The following is a 22,108-nucleotide window of genomic DNA, read 5'->3' on the forward strand; positions in this document are numbered from 1 at the left end:
GGTGCCTTCCAGTTATGGGGGTGTTACGAGTTGTTTCAATGGTCTTTACTCAAGGTTTACGTTTGTGACCCTCTGACCGTGATCGGTTAAAGTGTCGCCCTTGTTTCCAGGCCTGCGATGAACCTGATGAATCCGTTAGACGTATTGCGCGACTCCCTCCGTTTTACCCGCAGCAACCTGGGCGCGATCGTCCAGTTATGCCTGCCGCTGGTGATTCTCGAAGCCTTGCTGCAACAGATACTGGACCACACGCTGGGCGCGGATGCGTTTCCCGGTTACAGCGTAGTGGTGGGCTTATTGGTGTACCCGCTGTACACCGGCGCCTTGATTCTGTTCCTCGACGCGCGCACCCGTGGTGAGTCCCCGCGCACCAAAGATGTCTGGGCCATGTCGCTGGCTCTGTGGCCGCGCTTCGCCCTGCTGACGGCCATGAGCACCCTGTTGATCCTGCTGGGCCTGTCGCTGTATTTCCTGCCTGGCCTGTGGCTGATGGTGGTGCTGGCGTTTGCCGAGTACCTGCTGGTGCTGCGCGGCATGCCGGCGCTGGAGGCGATGAAGGAAAGTTTCCGTCTGACCCGTGGGCATTTCTGGCGGATCCTGGTGTGCCTGCTGTGCGTCATGACCCCGCTGTGGCTGCTTAAAGGCGCCAGCCTCGCGGCGTATCCCAACCCGGCGCCGCTGCTGGGGCTGTTGATGGACAGTGCCCACAGCTTCCTGCAGTTGTTCACCAGCGTGGTGCTGTTCCGTTTATTCATGCTGATCGGTGGCGATGCCGACGCGCGGTGATATGCTCCGTGCCATTCCTGAAACGCTATAAGCCGAGCCGATGACCCGTTTATTGCGCATCACCTTGCTGGGCCTGCTGATCATCGCAGGCGTGCTCACCGCCCTGATCTACAGCCTGACCTGGCGCCCCGCGCCTAAGGAAACCTTGCCGGTGAGCTGCGTTGCGCCCCGCGCGCCGACGCTGCTGCCAGGGCAGGCGCTCAAGGTTATGACGTGGAACGTGCAATACCTGGCCGGCAAGAACTACGTGTTCTGGTACGACACCCCCGACGGCAGCGGCCCGGACGACCGCCCCACCGTGGAAGACATGGCTGTGAGCCTGGATGAAGTGGCACGGGTGATTCGCGACGAACAGCCCGACATCCTGCTGTTGCAGGAACTCGACGAAAACGCCAAGCCCTCCCATTACCAGGACCAACTTGCCTTGTTGCAGGAGCGCCTGGTCGACCTCTATCCATGCAGCGCCCAGGCCTTCGACTGGAAGGCCGACTTTGTGCCTGACCTGCATATCTTCGGCAGCGTCGGCCGAAAACTCGCGACCCTCAGCCGCTACCAGATCGAACACGCCGAGCGCCTGCAATTGCCGGTGCCGGACGCCAACTTCATCAGTCGCCAATTCCAGCCCAAGCCAGCGTTGCTGTTGACCTACCTGCCACTGAGCGACGGCGGCCAACTGGCCGTCCTCAACACCCGCCTGGACGGCGACGCGCCGGGGCGCAGTGCCGTACAGGAGCAAGTGCAAGCCACCGTAAAGTTACTGGATAAATTCGAAGGCCGTGGCACGCCCTGGCTGATCGGCGGTGATTTCAACCTGCTGCCACTGGGGCAATTCCTGCGTTTGGATGCGGGTAAGCGCGGGCAGTATTCGCCGGACAGTGAGCTGCATCTGTTGTGGGATAAGTACCCGATGATCCCGAGCAACAGCCAATCCAGCGGGATTGATCGTGAGAAATGGCTGACGCATTTTCCCAATGACCCGAGCATCGATGGCCCGGATCGCACCCTGGATTACCTGTTCTACAGCCCGAGGATCAAGCGAGTGGAGGCCAAGGTGCGGCAGGAGGATACGTTGCGTATTTCCAACCATTTGCCGGTGATTGCGCGCTTCCTGCTGCCCGCTGCGCAATAACTGACACACAAAACTAATGTGGGAGGGGGCTTGCCCCCGATAGCGGTGCGTCAGTCAACTTATCGGTAACTGGCCCACAGTCATCGAGGGCAAGCCCCCTCCCACATTTGGATCTCTATCACGATTACTTTCGGGGTTTGATCCGCGCGGTCGGCTCTGCGATCAACGGATCATCCGGCCAATAGTGCTTGGGGTACCGGCCCTTCAAATCCTTCTTCACCTCGGCGTACGTACTGCGCCAGAAGTTCGCCAGATCCTGCGTTACCTGCACCGGCCGCCGCGCCGGGGACAACAGGTGCAACTTCACCACCTGACGCCCGCCCGCAATCCTTGGCGTATCCGCCAGCCCGAACAATTCCTGCAAGCGCACCGCCAGGATCGGCGGTTGTTCGCTGTAATCCAACCGCACCGATGACCCCGATGGCACCTTCACATGCTGCGGCGCCAGCTCGTCCAGGCGCTGGGGCAGCGGCCAGGGTAAGAGGTTGTGCAGGTAGCTGGAGATATCCAGGTTGGCGAAATGGCTCAGGCGCGAGACCTTGCCCAGGTAGGGCATCAGCCAGTGCTCCAGGTCGGCGAGCAAGGCGCTATCGCTGATGTCGGGCCATTCGCTGGTTTTGCCGACGTCCAGTTGGCGCAGCAGCATGACGCGGGACTGCCATTGGCGCAGCTCGGGCGTCCACGGCAACAACTCCAGGCCTTTGCGCCGCACCAGATTGACCAGCGCCTGGCTGCGTGCGTTTTCGTCGAGACCGGTGAGAGGTTCGCGGCTGAGCACCAGTTCGCCGACTTTGCGCTGGCGCTCGGCACGCAGCACGCCTTCGCGTTCGTCCCAATCCAGCTGGTCGACGTTGCGCACTTGCTCGGCGAGTACCGAGTCGAACAGTGCCGGATCAAAATCCGCCGCCAAGTAGATGCGTTCTTCGCGCTGGCCCTGGCGGCTGCCAAGGTCGGCGATCACCAGCCAGGGTTGTTTCATCAGGCTGTCGGCTTCGGCGAACAGCGCCGCGCGGCCGTTGGCCAGGCGGTATTCGGCACCGCCGGGGCGACGTTGCTGGGCGACACGGTCCGGGTAGGCCAGCGCCAGCAACGCACCGAGCCAGCGCGGGTGATCCGGGTCGGGCACCGGTTGGGTCGCCTGGCCTCTTAAATAGCTGCGATATTGCCGCGCCAATTGCTTGGCCCGCTGCACACCGCCTTGGGTTCCGCGCGCCCGCTCTTCGCCGGACAGCAGGGCCAGACGACTGTGCAAATCCGCGCCGCCACCGCGCAAGATATCGCGCTCACCCAGCAAGGCGGCGACATCACAGGCGGTGGCCGCCAACCCCAAGTCCTGCCCGCGCAACAGCAAGTGGGCAATGCGCGGATGGGCCGGCAGCTCGGCCATTTTCTGGCCGTGGGCGGTGAGTGTGTCTTCGTTCAATGCACCGAGGCGTTGCAACAAATCCTGGGCCTGGGCATACGCGGCGGTCGGCGGCAGATCCAGCCACACCAGTTGCGTGGGCGTGACGCCCCAGCGCGCCAACTGCAAGGCGAGGCCGGCGAGGTCGGCCGCAAGGATTTCCGCACTGCCATACGCGGCCAGCCCTTCATGCTGGTCTTCGGACCACAACCGATAACACACCCCCGGTTCCAAGCGCCCTGCCCGACCGGCGCGCTGGGTGGCGCTGGCGCGGGAGATACGCTGGGTGTCGAGGCGGGTCATGCCGCTGCCGGGGTCGAAACGCGGTACGCGCGCCAACCCGGCGTCGATCACCACGCGTACGCCGTTGATGGTCAGGCTGGTCTCGGCGATGTTGGTGGCCAGTACGACTTTGCGTTTACCAGCGGGTGCCGGGTCGATGGCGGCGCGTTGGGCATTCAGGTCCAACTCACCATGCAGGGGGCACAACAGCACATCAGGGCGATCACCCAGCGCGTCGGCCAGTTGCTGGTGGACCCGCCGAATCTCGGCTTGCCCCGGCAGAAACACCAACACGCTGCCGGTCTCGTCATGCACGGCTTCGAGGATAGTCTGCACCACACGCGGCTCGATAAATTCACCGGCCTGGTACGGCCGGCCCCAGCGCATCTGCACCGGGAACATGCGCCCTTCACTGCGCAGAATCGGCGCGTCATCCAGCAGGCTGGCCAGGCGCTCGCCTTCAAGGGTCGCAGACATCAGCAGGATTTTCAGTGGTTGCTCGTCGCGAAACAACTCGCGGCCGTTGAGGCTCAAGGCCAGCGCCAGGTCGGCGTCGAGGCTGCGTTCGTGAAACTCATCAAAGATCAGCAAGCCCACGCCGTCCAGCGCCGGGTCGTCCTGCAAGCGGCGCGTGAGGATGCCTTCGGTGACGACTTCGATGCGGGTGTTGGGGCCGACTTTGCTGTCGAGGCGGATGCGGTAGCCGACGGTTTCACCGACCTTTTCGCCCAGCTCGCTGGCCAGACGTTCGGCGGCGGCGCGAGCGGCCAAACGCCGGGGTTCGAGCATCAGGATGGTCTGCCCGGCCAGCCAGGGTTCATTCAATAGGGCCAAGGGCACACGGGTGGTTTTACCGGCGCCGGGTGGCGCTTCCAGCACGGCTTCATGGCGATTCGCCAAGGCGTCACGCAGGGCGGGTAAAACATCATCGATCGGCAACGAATTCATACTGGCTCCAAAGCAGAGCGGCGAGTATAACGGCGAACTGCCGGATGCCGACGATGGTCTCAATGGCAGTGCTATATAGTCCCCTATCAACCGTGTTCAGGAGAGTCTTCATGCGTATCGCTTCCCGTGTCATCGGCGGTGTCCTCGCCGTCACCCTGCTGAGCCAACTGACGGCCTGCGGTTCGATTTTCTACCCGGACCGTCGTGGCCAGATCGACGGCAAGATCGACCCGGCCATTGCCGTGCTCGATGCCGTAGGCCTGTTGTTCTACGTGATCCCTGGCTTGATCGCGTTCGGCGTCGACTTCGCCACGGGCGCGATCTATTTCGAACCCGGCAAGACGGCCCAGGTCGCCCCGGAAAAACTCCAGGAAGCTATCGGCGCCGACGGCAAGGTCGACAACGCCAAGCTGCAAAGCATCATTCAGAAGGAAACCGGCCGCACCCTGCCGCTGGACGACCCACGCATGATCCAGTTCAAGGGCAGCGTGCAACAACTTGCGTCCCTGGGCGTGCAACCCGCCGCCTAAGGAACGTTTATGACCAGCAGTCCCGAACACGCCCGGCTGTTACGCCTGGCCACCCGCGCCTCGGTGGGCGTGGCCTGTGCGCTGATCGTCACAAAGGCCATCGCCTGGTGGCTCAGCGGCTCGGTGAGCATGCTCGCCGGGTTGACTGACTCACTGCTCGATGGCGTGACCTCGCTGCTGAACCTGCTGGCGGTCCATTACGCCCTGCGCCCAGCCGATGACGATCACCGTTACGGCCACGGCAAGGCGGAGTCGCTGGCGGGCATGGCCCAGGCGTTGTTTATCGGTGGCAGTGCGGTGCTGATCGCCTTGCAGGCCTACGAGCGTTTGCAGCATCCGGAACCGGTCGGCGCGCCGTGGCTGAGCATTGGGGTGATCGTGTTTTCCCTGGCGCTGACCGTGGCACTGCTGATGCTGCAACACCGAGTTGTCCGCGAAACCGGCTCCAATGCCGTGCGGGCGGACTCGTTGCACTATCGCTCGGACTTGCTGCTCAACGGCAGCATCCTCGTGGCGCTGGTGCTGGCGGGCATGGGTTTTCATCAGTTCGACGCTTGGTTCGGCCTGGGCATCGCCGCCTACATTTTGTGGAGCGCGATCCAGATCGCCAAGGAAAGCTTTGCGGTGTTGATGGACGAGGAACTGCCGCCGGACGTCAGCCAGCACATGCTGGAACTGGCGCGCGGCGTGCCGGGGGTGCTGGGTGCCCATGACTTGCGCACGCGCATCTCTGGCAACCATTGGTTTGTGCAGTTGCACCTGGAGCTGCCAGGGGAGTTGACGCTGTCAGTGGCCCACGGCATCAGCGACCAGGCCGCCGATGCCATTCACGCCGCCTACCCGCGTGCCGAAGTGCTGGTGCACGCCGACCCACGAGAAGTGGTTACGGGCGCCAAGGCCTAGTACTGCACCTGATACCCGCGACTGCTCAGGCAGTTGCCCTGGGCCTGGCGGTAGGTTTGCACCACCGCTGGGTCAGGGGCGTAGGTGGCCGCCTGCGGGTCGAAGCCGCTTTGTTGCACCGCCCAGCGATAACAGTCGTAACCGTCCTGCTGGACTTGCGCCGGTGACTGCCCGTTGGCGGGATAGGCCACCACGTCATAGCCATTGCCTTGCGGTGCTGGCTGCGGCGCCGGCACTTGCGCCGGCGGTTGCACCACCACGTATTGCTGGGTGCTTTGTTCGTAGGCGTAGTAAGAGCCAGCGGCGAGGAACAACAGCGAGCCACCGACCCAGACTTCGCGCGCATAGTCCGGCAAGTAATGCACCCGAATGCCATACGGCGGCGCCACGACTACATAGCGCGGGCCTTGAGGGCGGTACCAGTAGCCGCCGGAGAAGAAGTAATCCTGGCCACGGTACGGCACGCGGTAATTGCGGTCGGGGAAGCGGTCGACGATATAACCGGGACGATATTGCGGGCCAGGGCCCCAGCCGTTGCCATGCCCATCGGGACGGCCTGGCCAACGGTTATCGCCAGGATGGCCGTTGTTGTAACCGCCGCCGTTGTTGCCCGGACGTGAACCGGGACCACCGGCCTCCCAATGCTGGTTGCCGTCGTTACGACGCGGGATGTCACGGTAGTAACCCTGGCGTGGCTCCTGGGTCTGGCGCACGGTATCGGGGCGACTCTGGATCGGCAGGTTATTCGCAGGCTGCGGTGCTGGCCGAGGCTGTTCGGCACCTTGCGGGCGACCTTGTCCCTGTCCGCCACCGTGCTGTTGTTGCTCGGCGCGATCAAAATGCGGGTTCTGTGGACGCGGCTGATTGTTTTCGGGCCGTGGTTGATTGTTCTGAGGCTGCGGGCGCGGCTGGTTATTTTGCGGGCGCGGCTGTTCGTTACCCTGCCGACCACGCTCCGCCCCTCTTTCATGCTGGCCGCCCGCTTCAGGGCGTTGCTCTTCAGCCATCACTTGCGTGCCGACGGTGACCACCAGCAAACCAACACCTGCCATACGCCAGATGCGCTTCATGCTATTCCTCACTGCGGATTAGGGCTTGAACATGAGACTGGAAAAGCCTCGCCCGGTTCTGAGACAGGTTATCAGTCACGAGAACAATTTTCTTAAGGCAAAAGAAAAGGGGTGACCCGTCGGCCACCCCTTGAGAACTTCGTCCATGCTCAACGCTTTTGACGTTGGCTCACCTCACGCCGTCTTGTGGACAGTGTGCAGCCTGGAGGCCGGCTCAACCCTGCTGGGGTGGCGGCCGCAGCAGGCCTGATTGGGCGAGCTGCTGTGGACTGTTGTCCAGGCGGTGATTCTGTTGATAAAGATACCCGCCAGCGCCCGACAGATGATTGCGAAGATTGCGTCAATAAACAGTGCTTGCGCAATTTTTAACCCTTCATGGATAATTCGCCGCAATAGTTACGACAAAGGCCAACCCAATGAGCAAGCTTGACCGATACGACCTGAGTATTTTGGCGGAATTGCAGCGCGACGCGAGGATCTCCAACCAGGAGTTGGCCGAGCGCATCGGCTTGTCGCCGTCGCCGTGCTCGCGCCGGGTCAAGCAGTTGGAGGACGACGGCTACATCTCCCGCCAGGTCGCTCTGCTCGACCGCAAGATGCTCGGCCTGAGCCTCACCGCCTATGTACTGATCGGTATGGACCGGCATACACCGGAGCGCTTCGAGAATTTCGAAGCAGCCATCCGCACCTTGCCCCAGGTGCTGGAGTGCAGTTTGGTGACGGGGATGGATGCTGACTATCAGTTGAAAGTGGTGGTGCCGGACATGGATCACTACCAGAAGCTGCTGCTGGGCCACCTCACTCGCATTGAAGGCGTGACCAGCGTCCGGTCGAGCTTTGTGCTGAACCAGGTGCTCAACAGCACCGAATTGCCGCTGACCCACCTGCGTACTTAAGATCGGTGAGGTCAACTGTGGGAGGGGGCTTGCTCCCGATGACGGTGTGTCAGCCACAGATTAGCTGACTGACACACCGCCATCGGGAGCAAGCCCCCTCCCACATTTGGAACGCACTTCGATCCAAGTCAATGTTGCACCTGTGACGCTGCCGTATACTTGCCGCCTGCCCCGTCGGAAGCCCCCATGAATAACATCGACCCCGCACTCTTCGAAGAATGGATGATGACCGGCCTGGTCACCGTCCTGATCATTTTCATGGGCTTTATCGTCTGGGACCTGGCGAAGAAATCCAAGGCCGGGCGCTTTGGTTCGTTCATCCTGTTTTTCGTGCTGGGCCTGGGCGTGGCCGCGTTCATCATCAAGAGCGTGGTGATCGGCCTCATCGAGTCCGGCGCTTTATAAACGCGCGGGTACTTCCTTCCATTGGCCTTGGTCCAGGCCGTCGATTGTCCAATCGCCAATACGCACCCGTACCAGACGCAAGGTCGGCAGGCCCACGGCGGCGGTCATGCGTCGCACCTGGCGGTTACGCCCCTCTCGAATCACCAGTTCAAGCCAGTAAGTCGGTAGGTTTTTGCGAAAGCGCACCGGCGGGTTACGCGGCCATAACTCAGGCTCATCCAAACGCCGGGCCTCGGCGGGCAAGGTTTTGCCGTCGTTGAGTTCTACTCCGTCGCGCAGGCGTTGCAACAATGCTTCGGTGGGTTCGCCTTCCACCTGCACCCAGTACGTTTTCGCCAGTTTGTGCTTGGGATCGGCAATACGCGCCTGCAACTGACCATCGTTGGTCAGCAGCAAGAGGCCTTCGCTGTCACGGTCCAGGCGGCCTGCCGGGTAAATGCCGGGGATGTCGATAAAGTCCTTGAGCGTCGCGCGCCCGCCTTCGTCGCTGAACTGGGTCAGCACATCGAAGGGTTTATTGAACAGGACCAACTTCGGCTCGGCAGGCGGCGCCTTGGCAACACGGCGCGCAGCAGAATACGGAGGTTTCGCGCCAGGGCGGCGCGAATCGGGGCGAGTAGGACGGGACATGGCAAAAGGAACATCTAACGGTCAGGACCGACAATGCTAGTGGCCTGACCGCTAAATGACCATCCCAACCGCTTAGCGGAACGGCGGCTCGTCGAAGCTGCGCAGCTTGCGCGAGTGCAGCGAGTTGAGTTCGGTGCGCAACAGGTCCACCGCCTCGATGCCAATCTTCAAGTGCTGGCTGACCGCACGCTCGTAGAACGCGTTGGCCGAACCCGGCAATTTGATCTCACTGTGCAGCGGCTTGTCCGACACACACAACAACGTGCCGTACGGTACGCGCAAGCGGTAGCCCTGGGCGGCGATGGTGCCGCTTTCCATGTCCACCGCCACGGCGCGGGACAAGTTGATCAATGGCCGTTCCTGGGCCCAGCGCAGTTCCCAGTTGCGATCGTCGTAGGTCAGCACGGTGCCGGTGCGCAGGCGCTTTTTCAGCTCTTCGCCTTTTTCGCCGGTGACGTTGGCGGCGGCTTGCTGCAAGGCCATCTGCACTTCGGCCAGGGCCGGGATCGGAATGTTCGGCGGCACCACGCGGTCGAGAATCCCGTCGCGGCGCATATAGGCGTGGGCCAGTACGTAGTCGCCAATGGTCTGGGATTGGCGCAGGCCGCCGCAGTGGCCAATCATCAGCCAGCAATGCGGACGCAGCACGGCCAGGTGGTCAGTGATGTTCTTGGCGTTGGACGGGCCGACGCCGATGTTCACCAGCGTTACGCCGTGACCATCGCTGGCCTGCAGGTGATAGGCCGGCATCTGATAGCGATGCCAGACCACGCCCGCGGCAATGGCCGATGCTTCGCCGTGGTCCATGCTCTTATCGATCACCACGTTGCCCGGCAGCACCATGCGGATAAAGCGCGGGTCGCTGCGCAGTTGCTCCAGGCCATGCAGGATGAACTGGTCGACATAACGGTGGTAGTTGGTGAGCAGGATCCATGGCTGCACATGGCGCCAGTCGCTGCCGGTGTAATGCACCAGGCGGCGCAGGGAGAAGTCCACACGCGCCGCATCGAACAGTGCCAGGGGCAGCGGGTCGGTGTTTTCCCAGTCGTAGAGGCCGTCGGCGATGCCATCGGTGGCGGCCGACAGATCGGTGCTGGGGAACACACGGGCCAGGGTGGCCGCGGTTACGCCAGAGCCGGCCAGTTCGTCGCCCTGCTCTACCACGTACGGGTACGGAATATTCTGCTGGCTGACGCCCACTTCCACCGTCACGGTGAAGTCGTGCATCAGCGGCACCAATTGTTCCAGCAAATACTTACGAAACGCCGCCGGATGGGTGACGGTAACGCTGTAGGTCCCTGGTAGCTGGACCTTGGCATACGCCCGGGTAGTCTGTGGGACTTCGCCGTGGCAATGGTAGGTCAGGCGCAATTCTGGATAACGAAACAACGCGCGTTGTGCGGCGTCGGGTTCGACGCGGTCCTTGAGGTATTGCTTGAGGGCTTGATTGAGCGCGCCGGTAGCCCGCTCATGCAGGGCCGCCAGCCGATCCACGGCCTCTTCGGCGGTTTGAACGACAACAAAAGCTTCGGTCACGGTAAGCATCCTGTGTTCTGACTTGCAGGCCTTTATCTTGCCTGTATCCCTGTCAGACGCAAACCTTGAATTGGAGTGCCCTCCCAAGATGGCTGCAATCCCTGTGGGAGGGGGCTTGCTCCCGATAGCGGTGGGTCAGTTTATAGATAGGCTGACGGACACTCAGCCATCGGGAGCAAGCCCCCTCCCACATTTGGACCGTGTCTATTCAGAGACATTCGGGCTTGAGCGCGCGACGATGGCCCCGACATCGACGCCACGCGGCAAGGTGCCGTAGACGCGGCCAGACGACTCGCCCAAACGACTGGCGATAAACCCATCGCTGACCGCCCCATGACCGGCCTCCAGCAATAACTTGGCCTGCAGTGCCACGGCGATGTCCTCAGTCAACTGCCGCGCGCGATACTGAATGTCCTGGGTGTCCATGAACGCCGACTTCAGTTGTTCGATGTGCCGCGCCAGCTGCTTATCGCCATGCCCGTCACCGAGTTCGACAAACAGCGCTTCCAGCACGCCGGGCTCTTTGGACAGAGCGCGCAGCACGTCCAGGCACTGCACATTGCCGGAACCTTCCCACGTCGAATTTACCGGGGCCTCACGGTACAAGCGCGGCAGGATGCTGTCCTCGACATACCCCGCGCCGCCCATGCACTCGGCGGCTTCATTGATCATCGCCGGGGCGCGCTTGCAGATCCAATATTTGCCCACCGCCGTCACCAGCCGGGCGAATTTGGCCTCCCGCTCATCACCCAGATTATCCAGGGCGCAGCCCATGCGCATGCTCAAGGCCAGCGAGGCTTCGCTTTCCAGTGCCAGGTCGGCCAGCACGTTTTGCATCAGCGGTTGCTCACTGAGTACACGGCCACCTACCAAGCGATGGGCGCAATGATGACTGGCCTGGGTCAACGCCTGGCGCATCAAGGCGCTGGAGCCGACCATGCAGTCAAAGCGGGTCATGGCGACCATCTCGATGATGGTCGGCACGCCACGGCCTTCTTCGCCGATCATCCAGGCCAGGGCACCGCGAAACTCCACTTCGCTGGAGGCGTTGGAGCAATTACCGAGCTTGTTTTTAAGGCGCTGGATATAGAACTCGTTGCGCGTGTCATCCGGGCGGTGCCGAGGCAGTAGGAAACAGGTCAGGCCCTTGTCAGTCTGAGCCAGCGTCAGGAACGCATCGCACATCGGCGCCGAGCAGAACCACTTATGCCCCACCAGCTCATAAGCTTGCCCTGGACCGCCGGCCCCTACCGGATACGCGCGAGTGGTATTGGCCCGCACATCGGTGCCGCCCTGTTTTTCGGTCATGGCCATGCCGATGGTGGCGCCGGTCTTATGGGCGATACCGACATTGCGCGGGTCATATTCGGTGCTGAGGATTTTCGGCAACCACGTCTTCGCCAGGTCCGATTGCAGGCGCAGGGCCGGGACGCAGGCGAAGGTCATGGTCAGCGGGCAGCCAGTGCCGGCTTCGGCCTGGCTGTGGAGATAAGTCATCGCGGCCCGCGCCACATGAGCGCCGGACTGCGGGTGTGCCCACGGCAACGACGGCAGGCCGTGTTCGACGGCGATACGCATCAGTTCGTGGTAAGCAGGATGAAATTCCACCAGGTCGATGCGATGACCATAACGGTCATGGCTGTTGAACACGGGCTTGTTCTGGTTCGCCAGGAAACCGGCCGCCATCAACGGCCCACCGGCCAGCGCGCCATAGGCATCGAGGCGCGCTTGCGCCCAGCCGGCACCAAAGCGGCGCGACCACTCTTGCAACGGCAGATCGATGCGGAAAAGGTTGGTGCCATCCAGGGATGGGGGCTGGTTAGTGACGTCGTGGGTTTCGGCGAACGGGTGCAGGTTCATGACGGGGCCTCATGGAAAAAGCCCCGTTGAGTTGAGGCCTGAATTTCAGTTAAGCACCGTCACCCGCCTTAAAAAAGTGACATACCCGCCGAATGCCCGGCGCTTTCACCCTCTTGCGGACACAGCACCCGGCGCTCCAACACCACCCGCAAGGCCTCAAAACGCACAGGCTTGGCGAGGCGGTCGGACACGCCGATACCATGACAGTGCTCGCGCTCAGACACATTCAGCGACGTGCTCAAGGCAATCACCGGCAACTCTGCGCAGCCCGGCAGTGCACGGATCTGACAGCACAATGAGAAGCCGCCCTCAGGTATATCCAACACCACCGCGTCGAAATTGCCCCTCTGCAAGGCCGCTAATGCGCTCGGGCCGCTGTCCACGTTTTTCACTCGGTAACCGAGCTTGAGCAACATGCCGCGCACCACCAGTTGGCCGATGCTGTTGTCATCCACCAGCAGCACCGCGCAATCCTGAGGCGCGCGCTGCCGATCCGCCGCCGGTTTTGCTTCAGGCGCCACCGGGCTGACTTCCACTTCCAGTTGAAAACGACTGCCCTTGCTTGGCTCGGAATGGTGCGTGAGGCGCCCGCCCAACAGCTCGATCAATTGCCGGCAGATAGCCAGGCCGATACCCATGCCGCCGTATTCACGAGTCATGGAGCCATCCAGCTGGAAAAACCGCTGGTACAGGGTGGCCTCGTCGAGGAAGGCGAAGCCAATACCGGTGTCGGTCACAATAAAGCTCAGGCGCAAGCCACCGTCGCTGTGGGGCACGCCCACCACCCGCAGGCGCACGGCGCCTTCGTGGGTGAATTTGAATGCGTTGTCCAGCAGGCAATCCAGGCACTGGATAAGTTTGTCCGCGTCGCCCACCACGCGGTCCGGCAGTTCATCGGCCACATCGATGGAAAACGCCAAGCCTTTGGCTTGGGCGCTGGCGCTGAATTGCTGGCGCAAGGTGTCGAGCACGCCGCGCAGGCTGAACACCTGAAGCTGTGCACTGAGGCGCCCGGCCTGCAGTTCGGTGAGGGTCAGAATGCCGTTGACCATGCGCATCATGTCCCGCGCCGAGCCGGCGGCGGTTTGCTGGTATTGCGCGAGGTCGTCGTCCAGTGGCACGGTTTGCATCAACTCAAGGGAGCCGATCACGCCGTTCATAGGGGTGCGCAGTTCGTGGGTCAGGGTGGCGAGGAACTCATCCTTGAGCCGGTTGCTGCGGGCGAGTTGCTGGTTGAGCACTTCGAGCTTCTGGCTGGCGTCGAGCAGAATCTGCGCCTGTTGCTCACGCATGGCATTGATGCGATCAGCCAACGCCAGGGACAACAGCGCCACTTCAATCGCCGAGCCGATCTGGCTGGCGTACATCGTAAGGAACACATTGGGCAGGTAGCCCAGCACCATCAGCGTATTCACCACTCCGCCCAGCAGGAAGGCCGACCAAGCAATGATGAAATAGCGCGCCACCCGCTGCCCGCAGTACCAGGCCTTGATGGCGGCGACAAAGATAGTCACGGTAAACACCAACGCCAAGCCGGTAGCCAGGCGCAGCGCCAGGGCGTAGCTGGTCATCAGCGATAACAACATCACCACGGCACCGCAGGCCACCAACGCCAGCAGTAAGCGGTTGATCCAGCGACTGTGCTGCGCCGTATGCAGGAAGCTGCGCGCGAACAAGCTGCCAAACAACGCGGCCGCACCGATCAGGAACGGCGTCGCGGCATTCGCCCACCAGGGGTTGTTCGGCCAGAAATACTCCACTGCCGCGCCGTTGACCGACAACTGGTACATGCCGAACGAGGCGATATAGAAGATGTAATAGAGGTAGCTGGTGTCGCGCACGCTGAGGTAGATAAACAGGTTGTACACCAGCATCCCCAACAACACGCCGTAGATCAGGCCCAATACATACAAGCGCAGCGGCTGCTGTTCCAGGTAGGCGGTGCTGGACCAAAGGGTCAGCGGCGCCTGGATCGAGCCTTCGCTTTGCAGGCGCAGGTACACGGTTTTCGCCTCGCCGGGGGTGAAATCGATCTTGAACAGGTAGTTGTTCTGGCGAATCTCACGGGCGGAAAACGGCAACGCATCCCCGGTGCGCCCGGCCAGGCGATAGTTGCCGGTGCTGTCGGGCAGGTACAGGTCAAGGTGGTCCAGCGGCGGGTAGGCCAACTCCAGCAACCAAGTACGTTGGGCCTCGGGGCTGTGTGGCAGGTAATGCAGGTTGACCTTGAGCCAGAACACCGAGCGTGAATAGCCGGCATTGAGGGTGTCTTTATCGTGGGGTTTGAATTGTCGGGCGGCGGAAGGCGCGCTGACATCGGCAATCGTGAGGGCATCGGTCGGGTCTTCGAGCACTTGCATGGCTCGGCCCAGTGCCAGGCTGCGGGTGTCCTGGTTGAACTCGATGGCGTTGGCGAGCATCGGCAGCCCGCACAACAATAAGATCAGCAAATAGCGCATAGAGCCCCAGCGTGGCCTGTCCGGTTATGTCAAAAGCCCCCATTCCTTTTGAGAAGACGTACACCGGCGATACAGTTAAGTTGTTTGGATCCACTTTAGCATAGCCGCTAAAGGCCATTGGACACCATTGAAATAATTTTCCTGAAGGCTCTAGGACAAGGCTTTCAGCACACTTTTGCGAGAAGAAAAGTGCCAAAAAAGCGTCGCATCCTGGACAAAATTCAACCATCGGGCGACGGCCACGCCAAAAGCGTTTGGTGGTAAGCTCGCGCACCATGAATATCTACAGCTCTCGCCCTGTTGTCCTCTGTCTCTCCGGCCATGATCCCAGTGGTGGCGCCGGCTTGCAGGCAGATATCGAAGCCCTGCTCGCCCAAGGGTGCCATGCGGCTCCGGCCGTTACTGCCCTGACCGTGCAGAACACCGTCAATGTCAGCGACTTTCGCGTGCTCGACCGCGAGTGGGTAATGGCCCAGGCCAATGCCGTGCTCGGCGATTCCGAAGTAGCGGCGGTCAAGTTGGGCATGCTCGGTTCCACCGCAATGGTCGACACCGTGGTCGAACTGCTGCAGGCGCATCCGCACCTGCCGGTGGTGTGCGACCCGGTGCTGCGTGCCGGCGGCGGCGGGAGCCTGGGCAAGGACGAAGTGGGCTACGCCATGCGCGAGCGGCTGCTGCCGTTGTCGCTGATTGCCACACCGAACCTGCCCGAAGCGCGCATTCTCGCCGAACTGCCCGAAGGCACCGCGGACGAATGCGCCGAAAAACTGCTGCCATTTATAAAGCATCTGTTGATCACCGGCGGACATGGCGACGAGCATGAAGTGCACAACCGCCTCTACAGCCGCGACGGCACGCACCAGACCTTTACCTGCCAGCGCCTGCCCGGCAGCTATCACGGTTCGGGCTGCACCCTGGCCAGCGCACTGGCCGGGCGGATCGCTCAGGGCGAAGGTCTGGTGAGCGCGGTGCAATCGGCGCTCAACTACACCTGGCGCACCCTGCGTGACGCTGAACAGCTCGGCCAGGGCCAGTTTGTACCGCGCCGGCTGCCGCTGGATTTCTGCTCGTAACTTTCTGCTCGAACATCAAGAGGCCTGCCCGATGAAACTACGTGGCCTTTACGCCATCACCGACAGCCAACTGTTGGCCGGCAAATTCCTCGCCTATGTGGAAGCGGCGTTGGACGGTGGCGTGACCCTGTTGCAGTACCGCGACAAAAGCAGCGACGAAGCCCGGCGCCTGCGTGAAGCCGAAAAGCTGCGTGAACTGTGCTCGCGCTACAAGACCCAACTGATCATCAACGATGACGCTGAGTTGGCCGCGCGCCTGGGCGTCGGCGTGCACCTGGGCCAGACCGACGGCCCACTGACACCGGCCCGTGCGCTGCTGGGCTCCAAAGCCATCATCGGCGCCACCTGCCACAGCCAGATTGAACTGGCCGAACAGGCCGCGCGCGAAGGCGCCAGTTACGTCGCCTTCGGTCGCTTCTTCAATTCCAATACCAAGCCTGGTGCACCTGCCGCCACCCTTGAAATGCTGGCTGAGGCCCGCAAGCGCCTGCACTTGCCGATCTGCGTGATCGGGGGCGTCACCCTGGAAAACGCCGAGCCCTTGGTGGCCCACGGTGCCGACTTACTGGCCGTGGTCCACGGTCTGTTCGGTGCCGACAGCACCCAGGAAGTCACGCGCCGCGCCCGCGCTTTCAACGCCTTAATCAAATCCTGAATTCAGAGAGCCCCCACCATGTCTCGTTCCGAAACCCTGTTTGCCAATGCCCAGAAACACATCCCCGGCGGTGTGAACTCCCCCGTGCGTGCGTTCAAGAGCGTGGGCGGCACGCCGTTGTTCTTCAAGCATGCCGAAGGTGCCTATGTCACCGACGAAGATGATAAACGCTATGTAGATTACGTCGGTTCCTGGGGCCCGATGATCCTGGGCCACAGCCACCCGGACGTGCTGGATGCAGTGCGTAAACAGCTGGAGCACGGCTTGTCCTACGGCGCCCCTACCGCCATGGAAACCGAGATGGCTGACCTGGTGTGCTCAATCGTGCCGTCAATGGAAATGGTGCGCATGGTCAGCTCCGGCACCGAAGCCACTATGAGCGCGATTCGTCTGGCCCGTGGTTTCACCGGCCGCGACAGCATCATCAAGTTCGAAGGCTGCTACCACGGCCACTCCGACAGCCTGCTGGTAAAAGCCGGCTCCGGCCTTTTGACCCAAGGCGTGCCCAGCTCGGCCGGTGTGCCAGCGGCATTTGCCAAGCACACTCTGACGCTGCCGTTCAACGACATAGCCGCCGTCGAGCAGATGCTCAACGAAGTCGGCCAAGACGTGGCGTGCATCATTGTTGAGCCGGTGGCCGGCAACATGAACTGCGTACCACCTGCACCGGGTTTCCTCGAAGGCCTGCGCGAGCAGTGCGACAAGCATGGCGTGGTATTGATTTTCGATGAAGTGATGACCGGCTTCCGCGTCGCCCTTGGTGGTGCCCAGGCGCACTATGGCGTCACGCCTGACCTGAGCACCTTCGGCAAGATCATCGGCGGTGGCATGCCGGTAGGCTGCTTCGGCGGCAAACGCGAAATCATGCAGCACATCGCGCCACTGGGTCCGGTCTACCAGGCAGGCACGCTGTCGGGTAACCCGCTGGCTATGGCTGCCGGCCTGACAACGCTGCGTTTGATCAGCCGCCCGGGCTTTCACGCTGAGCTGACCGACTACACCACTCGCCTGCTGGACGGCCTGCAACAGCGCGCCGATGCGGCCGGCATCCCGTTTGTCACCACGCAGGCGGGGGGCATGTTCGGCCTGTACTTCAGCGGTGCGGACGATATCGTCACCTTTGATGACGTGATGAGCAGCGACGCCGACCTGTTCAAACGCTTCTTCCACCTGATGCTGGAAGGCGGCGTGTACCTGGCGCCGAGTGCCTTTGAAGCGGGCTTCACATCGATTGCCCATGGCGAAACCGAGTTGCAACTGACCCTGGACGCCGCTGAACGCGCATTCGCTGCCCTGAAATAAACGGTCGCAACATCTGGCGTCGCTGTGGGTGGCGCCAGATTTGCTACTTTGCTTACAGAGATTTCCTTATTTTTTCGAGAATTCACCTGCAATCCGGCAGATAACTTGCCCAAGCAGCAGAAAAACGAGTAAAGACTTTGTAAGCAGAGGCCTGCTTATTTCATAATGCGCGCTTATTGGATCCCGTGAGGGTCCGCGCGCCCCGTCAGAGGTAAGTCGATTCCCATGAAACGCACCGGCCGCACCCTGGTACTGGGCTGCCTGTTGCTCCTTCAGCCGCTGCTGGCAAATGCCCAAGCAGGCGGCAACTCGTTGTTAATCCCAGCGATGGGTCGTTGCACCCTCAATACCCAGCCAGACAGCCAGGCCGAATCCCTGAGCGCGTGCCAGAAACAGGCCGACGAAGGTGATGCGCAGGCGCAATATGAGTTGGGCGAGTACTACCACGACAGCAAAAATCCCGCCCTCGACCTCAACAAAGCCTTGAGCTACTTCGAGAAAGCCTCGTTGCAGGGTCACGCGCAGGCACAATTCCAGCTAGGCACCATGTTCTTCAAAGGCGAAGGCGTGCCGGCCAATAACGTTCAGGCGTATATCGTGCTGAAAATGGCCGCCGTCAACGGCGCCGAAGACGCGCTGGACACGGCCGACGAAGTCGCCGAGCACATGCAGCGCGATGAACTGGAAGTGGCCACCCAGGTGTTGGGCCAGATTTTCCGCAACTACCTGCAGGAACTGCAGAGTGCCGATGGGCGTTCGCCCTTCTCACCCCTGCCCTGACAGTCGTCTTACTTCTCAGGCATTGGCATCGGAAACGGCATGACATTGCTCACGCCCCGTGCCTCGCTGATCTTCGGCGTGCCCAGCCGCTCGACTTCATCGATACGCACAATTGAATGCATCGGCACAAAACTGCGCACCACGCCTTCGAACTGCGCCTTGAGCTTTTCTTCGCCCGGGTCGACGACCAATTGGGTGCGCTCGCCAAAGACGAACTCTTCCACTTCCAGGAAGCCCCACAGATCACTTTGATAGATCTGCTTGGCGTACATTTCGAACACCTGGCCCTGGTTGAGGAAAATCACCTTGTAGATTGGAGCTTCGCGTTTGGTCATGGTGGGCGGATAACACATCGGGGATATAAAAGAGGGCGCGAACTATAGCATGGCACCCGATGCACAACGCTAGGAACCAATGGGCATGCCCCCTATAATGCGCGGTTCTTTACCACCAGTTGACGATTCCCATGGCCAAGAAGCTTTATATCGAAACCCACGGTTGCCAGATGAACGAGTACGACAGCTCGCGCATGGTCGATCTGCTGGGCGAACACCAGGCCCTGGAAGTCACCGCCCGCGCCGAAGATGCCGACGTGATCCTGCTCAATACCTGCTCGATCCGCGAGCGTGCCCAGGACCGCGTGTACTCGCAGTTGGGCCGCTGGCGTGAATTGAAACTGGCCAATCCAGAGATGGTGATCGCCGTCGGCGGTTGCGTGGCCAGCCAGGAAGGCGCCGCGATCCGCGACCGCGCCCCCTATGTCGACGTGGTCTTCGGCCCGCAAACCCTGCACCGCTTGCCGGAAATGATCGACGCGGCCCGTATCACCAAGCTGCCTCAGGTAGACGTCTCGTTCCCGGAAATCGAAAAATTCGACCATTTGCCTGAGCCGCGTATCGACGGGCCAAGCGCCTATGTATCGGTGATGGAAGGCTGCAGCAAGTACTGCACCTTCTGCGTGGTGCCCTACACCCGTGGCGAAGAGGTCAGCCGGCCCTTTGACGACGTGCTGGCAGAGATCATCCACCTGGCCGAAAACGGCGTGCGCGAAGTGACCCTGTTGGGCCAGAACGTCAACGGCTATCGCGGCTTGACCGAGGACGGTCGCCTGGCGGATTTGGCAGAGTTGATCCGCGTAGTGGCAGCAGTGGACGGTATCGAGCGCATCCGTTACACCACTTCGCACCCGCTGGAGTTCTCCGACAGCCTGATCCAGGCCCACGCCGACGTGCCTGAGCTGGTTAAGCACCTGCATTTGCCGGTGCAGTCGGGTTCGGATCGCATCCTGTCGGCAATGAAGCGCAATCACACCGCCCTGGAATACAAATCCAAATTGCGCAAATTGCGTGCAGCAGTGCCGGGCATCTGCATCAGCTCAGACTTTATCGTCGGCTTCCCAGGCGAGACCGAAAAAGACTTCCAGCAGACCATGAAGCTGATTGAAGACGTCGGTTTCGACTTCTCCTATTCGTTCGTCTACAGCCAACGCCCCGGCACACCCGCCGCCGATCTGGTGGACGAAACCCCGGAAGCGCTGAAAAAAGAGCGCTTGAACGCGCTACAACACCGACTTAACCAGCAGGGCTTCGAGATCAGCCGACAAATGGTCGGTTCAGTCCAGCGCATCCTGGTCACCGACTACTCGAAGAAAGATCCCGGCGAATTGCAGGGCCGCACCGAGAACAATCGGATCGTCAACTTCCGTTGCGACAATCCAACCCTGATCGGCCAATTTGCCGATGTGCACATCGATGCGGCGCAACCACACTCGCTGCGCGGCTCTCTGGTGCAATAAATGTGGGAGGGGGCTTGCCCCCGATGGCGGTGAATCAGACCACTCACTTATTGCTGGCACACCGCTATCAGAGGCAAGCCCCCTCCCACATAGGAGCCGTGCAACATTCCAATGACGTAAGTGCTTTCGTACCCGCGTCACTGGCGTTATCCTCTCTTTCACCTAAACAGCCAAAGGGCGGCTAAAAGCGACCTTGAACGCACCCACAGTAGAACCCCATCGTTTTATCCTTGAGCCCTTTGAGGCTCGCCGTTTCGCCAATCTGTGCGGACAGTTCGACGAGCACCTGCGCCTGATCGAACAACGCCTGGGCATCGAGATCCGCAATCGCGGCAATCAGTTCGAGCTTATTGGTGAAGCCCAGCCCACTAAATCTGCAGAAAATCTGCTGCGCCGTCTCTACCGCGAAACCAAGGGTAGCGAGCTGTCGCCAGAAACCGTGCACCTGTATTTGCAGGAGTCGGCTGTGGAAGACTTGGCTAACAACCCCGTCGCTGAAGCCAGCGTGGCACTGCGTACCAAGAAAGGCATGATTCGCCCAAAGGGCTTGAATCAGCAGAAGTACGTCAAGGCAATCCTCGGCAACGATATCAATTTCGGCATCGGCCCCGCCGGTACCGGCAAGACCTACCTCGCCGTGGCCTGTGCAGTGGATGCCCTTGAGCGCGAGCAAGTGCGCCGCATCCTGCTGGTGCGCCCGGCGGTCGAAGCGGGCGAAAAGCTCGGTTTCCTGCCCGGCGACCTCGCACAGAAGATCGACCCGTACCTGCGTCCACTCTACGACGCGCTGTACGAGATGCTTGGCTTCGAATACGTGGCCAAGCTGATCGAACGCCAGGTGATTGAAATCGCCCCGCTGGCCTACATGCGCGGCCGCACCTTGAGCAACAGTTTCATCATCCTCGACGAAAGCCAGAACACTACGGTCGAGCAGATGAAGATGTTCCTGACCCGCATCGGGTTCGGCTCGACGGCCATCATCACCGGCGACATTACCCAGGTTGACCTGCCCAAGGGCACCAAGTCGGGCTTGAGCCATGTGATTGAAGTGCTCAAGGACGTGCCGGGTATCAGTTTCACGCATTTCTCACCCAAGGACGTAGTGCGCCACCCGCTGGTGCAACGCATCGTCGAAGCCTACGAGCGCTTCGAACACCGCGACGACGGACTGTCAAAGGACGTTCGCCGCGATGCTTGAGCTTGACCTGCAACTGGCCACCGAGGCGCCCGCCCCCAGCGAAGAACAATTCCGCCAATGGTGCGCACTGGCCCTGCGCCAGCGCACTGCCGACTCGGAATTGACCATCCGTCTGGTGGACGAGCCCGAAGGCCGCGAGTTGAACCACACCTGGCGCCAGAAAGACTACGCGACCAACGTGCTGTCGTTCCCCGCCGACGTACCCGATGAGCTGCTGGATATCCCGTTGCTGGGCGATCTGGTGATCTGCGTCGAAGTGGTGGAGCGCGAGGCGAAGGAACAAGGCAAGACGCTGGAAGCCCATTGGGCTCATCTAGTCATCCACGGCTGCTTGCATCTCTTGGGTTACGACCATATAGACGATGACGAAGCCGAGGAAATGGAAACACTGGAACAAACGTTGCTTGCCGAACTGGGTCACCCTGATCCGTATGCAGACGACGAAACATAACTGACACAACAAAGGATT

At 61.3% G+C, this 22,108-nt stretch carries 20 protein-coding genes; 13 read left to right on the forward strand and 7 right to left on the reverse strand.

The annotated features are described in order from the left end of the window. The first annotated feature begins 126 nt into the window (after window positions 1–126). On the forward strand, window positions 127–786 hold the full coding sequence (locus LRO94_RS24975) for a YciC family protein (RefSeq protein WP_032884770.1): 660 nt from the start codon (window positions 127–129) through the stop codon (window positions 784–786). Between the two features lie 40 nt (window positions 787–826). Next, complete coding sequence (locus tag LRO94_RS24980; protein ID WP_032884623.1) at window positions 827–1,915, forward strand: endonuclease/exonuclease/phosphatase family protein; 1,089 nt, start codon at window positions 827–829, stop codon at window positions 1,913–1,915. 124 nt (window positions 1,916–2,039) lie between these two features. Here the strand turns inward: LRO94_RS24980 and hrpB are convergent, their stop codons facing one another. Beyond that, the gene (gene hrpB / locus LRO94_RS24985; protein ID WP_122765289.1) at window positions 2,040–4,547 is read right to left on the reverse strand and encodes an ATP-dependent helicase HrpB; all 2,508 of its coding nucleotides are present in this window, start codon (window positions 4,545–4,547) and stop codon (window positions 2,040–2,042) included. Between the two features lie 110 nt (window positions 4,548–4,657). Here hrpB and LRO94_RS24990 point away from each other — a divergent pair, with 110 nt between their 5' ends. Next, the gene (locus LRO94_RS24990) at window positions 4,658–5,077 is read left to right on the forward strand and encodes a polyribonucleotide nucleotidyltransferase (RefSeq protein ID WP_179179838.1); all 420 of its coding nucleotides are present in this window, start codon (window positions 4,658–4,660) and stop codon (window positions 5,075–5,077) included. Between the two features lie 9 nt (window positions 5,078–5,086). Beyond that, window positions 5,087–5,980, forward strand: a complete 894-nt coding sequence (locus LRO94_RS24995; protein WP_032884620.1) for a cation diffusion facilitator family transporter — start codon at window positions 5,087–5,089, stop codon at window positions 5,978–5,980. On the opposite strand, the gene LRO94_RS25000 is transcribed toward LRO94_RS24995, so the two are convergent. Next, window positions 5,977–7,050 carry a DUF6515 family protein gene (locus tag LRO94_RS25000; protein WP_179179837.1) on the reverse strand — a complete coding sequence of 358 codons (1,074 nt, stop codon included), beginning with the start codon at window positions 7,048–7,050 and terminating at the stop codon, window positions 5,977–5,979. The two genes, LRO94_RS24995 and LRO94_RS25000, sit on opposite strands and share 4 nt — an antisense overlap. Window positions 7,051–7,466: 416 nt before the next feature. Between LRO94_RS25000 and LRO94_RS25005 the strand changes: the two genes are divergently transcribed. Both LRO94_RS25005 and LRO94_RS25010 read left to right on the forward strand, forming a co-directional pair. Continuing rightward, window positions 7,467–7,946: an Lrp/AsnC family transcriptional regulator gene (locus LRO94_RS25005; RefSeq protein ID WP_003176264.1), complete on the forward strand. Its 480-nt coding sequence runs from the start codon at window positions 7,467–7,469 to the stop codon at window positions 7,944–7,946. Window positions 7,947–8,141: 195 nt separating this feature from the next. After that, window positions 8,142–8,351, forward strand: a complete 210-nt coding sequence (locus LRO94_RS25010) for a DUF2788 domain-containing protein (protein WP_032884769.1) — start codon at window positions 8,142–8,144, stop codon at window positions 8,349–8,351. Here the strand turns inward: LRO94_RS25010 and LRO94_RS25015 are convergent. The 4 genes from LRO94_RS25015 to LRO94_RS25030 form a co-directional block, all read right to left on the reverse strand. After that, window positions 8,346–8,981, reverse strand: a complete 636-nt coding sequence (locus LRO94_RS25015) for a pseudouridine synthase (RefSeq protein WP_122765288.1) — start codon at window positions 8,979–8,981, stop codon at window positions 8,346–8,348. The two genes, LRO94_RS25010 and LRO94_RS25015, sit on opposite strands and share 6 nt — an antisense overlap. 72 nt (window positions 8,982–9,053) lie before the next feature. Continuing rightward, on the reverse strand, window positions 9,054–10,526 hold the full coding sequence (gene amn, locus LRO94_RS25020) for an AMP nucleosidase (protein WP_163033266.1): 1,473 nt from the start codon (window positions 10,524–10,526) through the stop codon (window positions 9,054–9,056). 195 nt (window positions 10,527–10,721) lie between these two features. Continuing rightward, window positions 10,722–12,377 (reverse strand): acyl-CoA dehydrogenase family protein, encoded by a 1,656-nt coding sequence (locus LRO94_RS25025; protein WP_179179836.1) that lies wholly within the window; start codon window positions 12,375–12,377, stop codon window positions 10,722–10,724. Window positions 12,378–12,445: 68 nt separating this feature from the next. After that, on the reverse strand, window positions 12,446–14,836 hold the full coding sequence (locus tag LRO94_RS25030) for a hybrid sensor histidine kinase/response regulator (RefSeq protein WP_099603269.1): 2,391 nt from the start codon (window positions 14,834–14,836) through the stop codon (window positions 12,446–12,448). A gap of 275 nt (window positions 14,837–15,111) precedes the next feature. On the opposite strand from LRO94_RS25030, the gene LRO94_RS25035 reads away from it, so the two are divergent. From LRO94_RS25035 to LRO94_RS25050, 4 genes are all read left to right on the forward strand, one after another. After that, on the forward strand, window positions 15,112–15,909 hold the full coding sequence (locus LRO94_RS25035) for a hydroxymethylpyrimidine/phosphomethylpyrimidine kinase (protein ID WP_122756000.1): 798 nt from the start codon (window positions 15,112–15,114) through the stop codon (window positions 15,907–15,909). 31 nt (window positions 15,910–15,940) lie between these two features. Further along, window positions 15,941–16,564 (forward strand): thiamine phosphate synthase, encoded by a 624-nt coding sequence (gene thiE / locus LRO94_RS25040; RefSeq protein ID WP_032884613.1) that lies wholly within the window; start codon window positions 15,941–15,943, stop codon window positions 16,562–16,564. 18 nt (window positions 16,565–16,582) lie between these two features. Beyond that, the gene (gene hemL, locus LRO94_RS25045) at window positions 16,583–17,866 is read left to right on the forward strand and encodes a glutamate-1-semialdehyde 2,1-aminomutase (RefSeq protein WP_095186212.1); all 1,284 of its coding nucleotides are present in this window, start codon (window positions 16,583–16,585) and stop codon (window positions 17,864–17,866) included. A gap of 225 nt (window positions 17,867–18,091) precedes the next feature. Then, the gene (locus LRO94_RS25050) at window positions 18,092–18,646 is read left to right on the forward strand and encodes a tetratricopeptide repeat protein (protein ID WP_032884611.1); all 555 of its coding nucleotides are present in this window, start codon (window positions 18,092–18,094) and stop codon (window positions 18,644–18,646) included. An 8-nt stretch (window positions 18,647–18,654) separates the two neighbouring features. Here LRO94_RS25050 and LRO94_RS25055 read toward each other — a convergent pair whose 3' ends face one another. Continuing rightward, entirely contained in the window at window positions 18,655–18,981 is a 327-nt protein-coding gene (locus tag LRO94_RS25055; protein WP_003236992.1) for a DUF1820 family protein, read from the reverse strand. Window positions 18,982–19,112: 131 nt separating this feature from the next. Between LRO94_RS25055 and miaB the strand changes: the two genes are divergently transcribed. The 3 genes from miaB (at window position 19,113) to ybeY (ending at window position 22,090) form a co-directional block, all read left to right on the forward strand. After that, entirely contained in the window at window positions 19,113–20,441 is a 1,329-nt protein-coding gene (gene miaB / locus LRO94_RS25060) for a tRNA (N6-isopentenyl adenosine(37)-C2)-methylthiotransferase MiaB (protein ID WP_032884610.1), read from the forward strand. 193 nt (window positions 20,442–20,634) lie between these two features. Then, window positions 20,635–21,639: a PhoH family protein gene (locus LRO94_RS25065; RefSeq protein ID WP_032884609.1), complete on the forward strand. Its 1,005-nt coding sequence runs from the start codon at window positions 20,635–20,637 to the stop codon at window positions 21,637–21,639. After that, complete coding sequence (gene ybeY / locus LRO94_RS25070) at window positions 21,632–22,090, forward strand: rRNA maturation RNase YbeY (protein WP_032884608.1); 459 nt, start codon at window positions 21,632–21,634, stop codon at window positions 22,088–22,090. Before LRO94_RS25065 ends, ybeY begins: the two co-directional genes overlap by 8 nt. Window positions 22,091–22,108: the final 18 nt, after the last annotated feature.

The organism is Pseudomonas sivasensis, from assembly GCF_021391435.1.
Classification (GTDB): domain Bacteria; phylum Pseudomonadota; class Gammaproteobacteria; order Pseudomonadales; family Pseudomonadaceae; genus Aquipseudomonas; species Aquipseudomonas sivasensis.

Bases quoted from the DNA above. Each gene is read 5' to 3' on its own strand.
- miaB (WP_032884610.1), top strand. From the start codon at position 19,113: ATGGCCAAGAAGCTTTATATCGAAACCCACGGTTGCCAGATGAACGAG.
- hemL (WP_095186212.1), top strand. From the start codon at position 16,583: ATGTCTCGTTCCGAAACCCTGTTTGCCAATGCCCAGAAACACATCCCC.
- LRO94_RS25050 (WP_032884611.1), top strand. From the start codon at position 18,092: ATGAAACGCACCGGCCGCACCCTGGTACTGGGCTGCCTGTTGCTCCTT.
- LRO94_RS25030 (WP_099603269.1), bottom strand. From the start codon at position 14,836: ATGCGCTATTTGCTGATCTTATTGTTGTGCGGGCTGCCGATGCTCGCC.
- LRO94_RS25000 (WP_179179837.1), bottom strand. From the start codon at position 7,050: ATGAAGCGCATCTGGCGTATGGCAGGTGTTGGTTTGCTGGTGGTCACC.
- LRO94_RS25015 (WP_122765288.1), bottom strand. From the start codon at position 8,981: ATGTCCCGTCCTACTCGCCCCGATTCGCGCCGCCCTGGCGCGAAACCT.
- LRO94_RS25005 (WP_003176264.1), top strand. From the start codon at position 7,467: ATGAGCAAGCTTGACCGATACGACCTGAGTATTTTGGCGGAATTGCAG.
- hrpB (WP_122765289.1), bottom strand. From the start codon at position 4,547: ATGAATTCGTTGCCGATCGATGATGTTTTACCCGCCCTGCGTGACGCC.
- LRO94_RS25025 (WP_179179836.1), bottom strand. From the start codon at position 12,377: ATGAACCTGCACCCGTTCGCCGAAACCCACGACGTCACTAACCAGCCC.
- LRO94_RS25055 (WP_003236992.1), bottom strand. From the start codon at position 18,981: ATGACCAAACGCGAAGCTCCAATCTACAAGGTGATTTTCCTCAACCAG.
- LRO94_RS24980 (WP_032884623.1), top strand. From the start codon at position 827: ATGACCCGTTTATTGCGCATCACCTTGCTGGGCCTGCTGATCATCGCA.
- LRO94_RS25035 (WP_122756000.1), top strand. From the start codon at position 15,112: ATGAATATCTACAGCTCTCGCCCTGTTGTCCTCTGTCTCTCCGGCCAT.
- LRO94_RS24995 (WP_032884620.1), top strand. From the start codon at position 5,087: ATGACCAGCAGTCCCGAACACGCCCGGCTGTTACGCCTGGCCACCCGC.
- LRO94_RS24990 (WP_179179838.1), top strand. From the start codon at position 4,658: ATGCGTATCGCTTCCCGTGTCATCGGCGGTGTCCTCGCCGTCACCCTG.
- thiE (WP_032884613.1), top strand. From the start codon at position 15,941: ATGAAACTACGTGGCCTTTACGCCATCACCGACAGCCAACTGTTGGCC.
- amn (WP_163033266.1), bottom strand. From the start codon at position 10,526: ATGCTTACCGTGACCGAAGCTTTTGTTGTCGTTCAAACCGCCGAAGAG.
- LRO94_RS24975 (WP_032884770.1), top strand. From the start codon at position 127: ATGAATCCGTTAGACGTATTGCGCGACTCCCTCCGTTTTACCCGCAGC.
- ybeY (WP_032884608.1), top strand. From the start codon at position 21,632: ATGCTTGAGCTTGACCTGCAACTGGCCACCGAGGCGCCCGCCCCCAGC.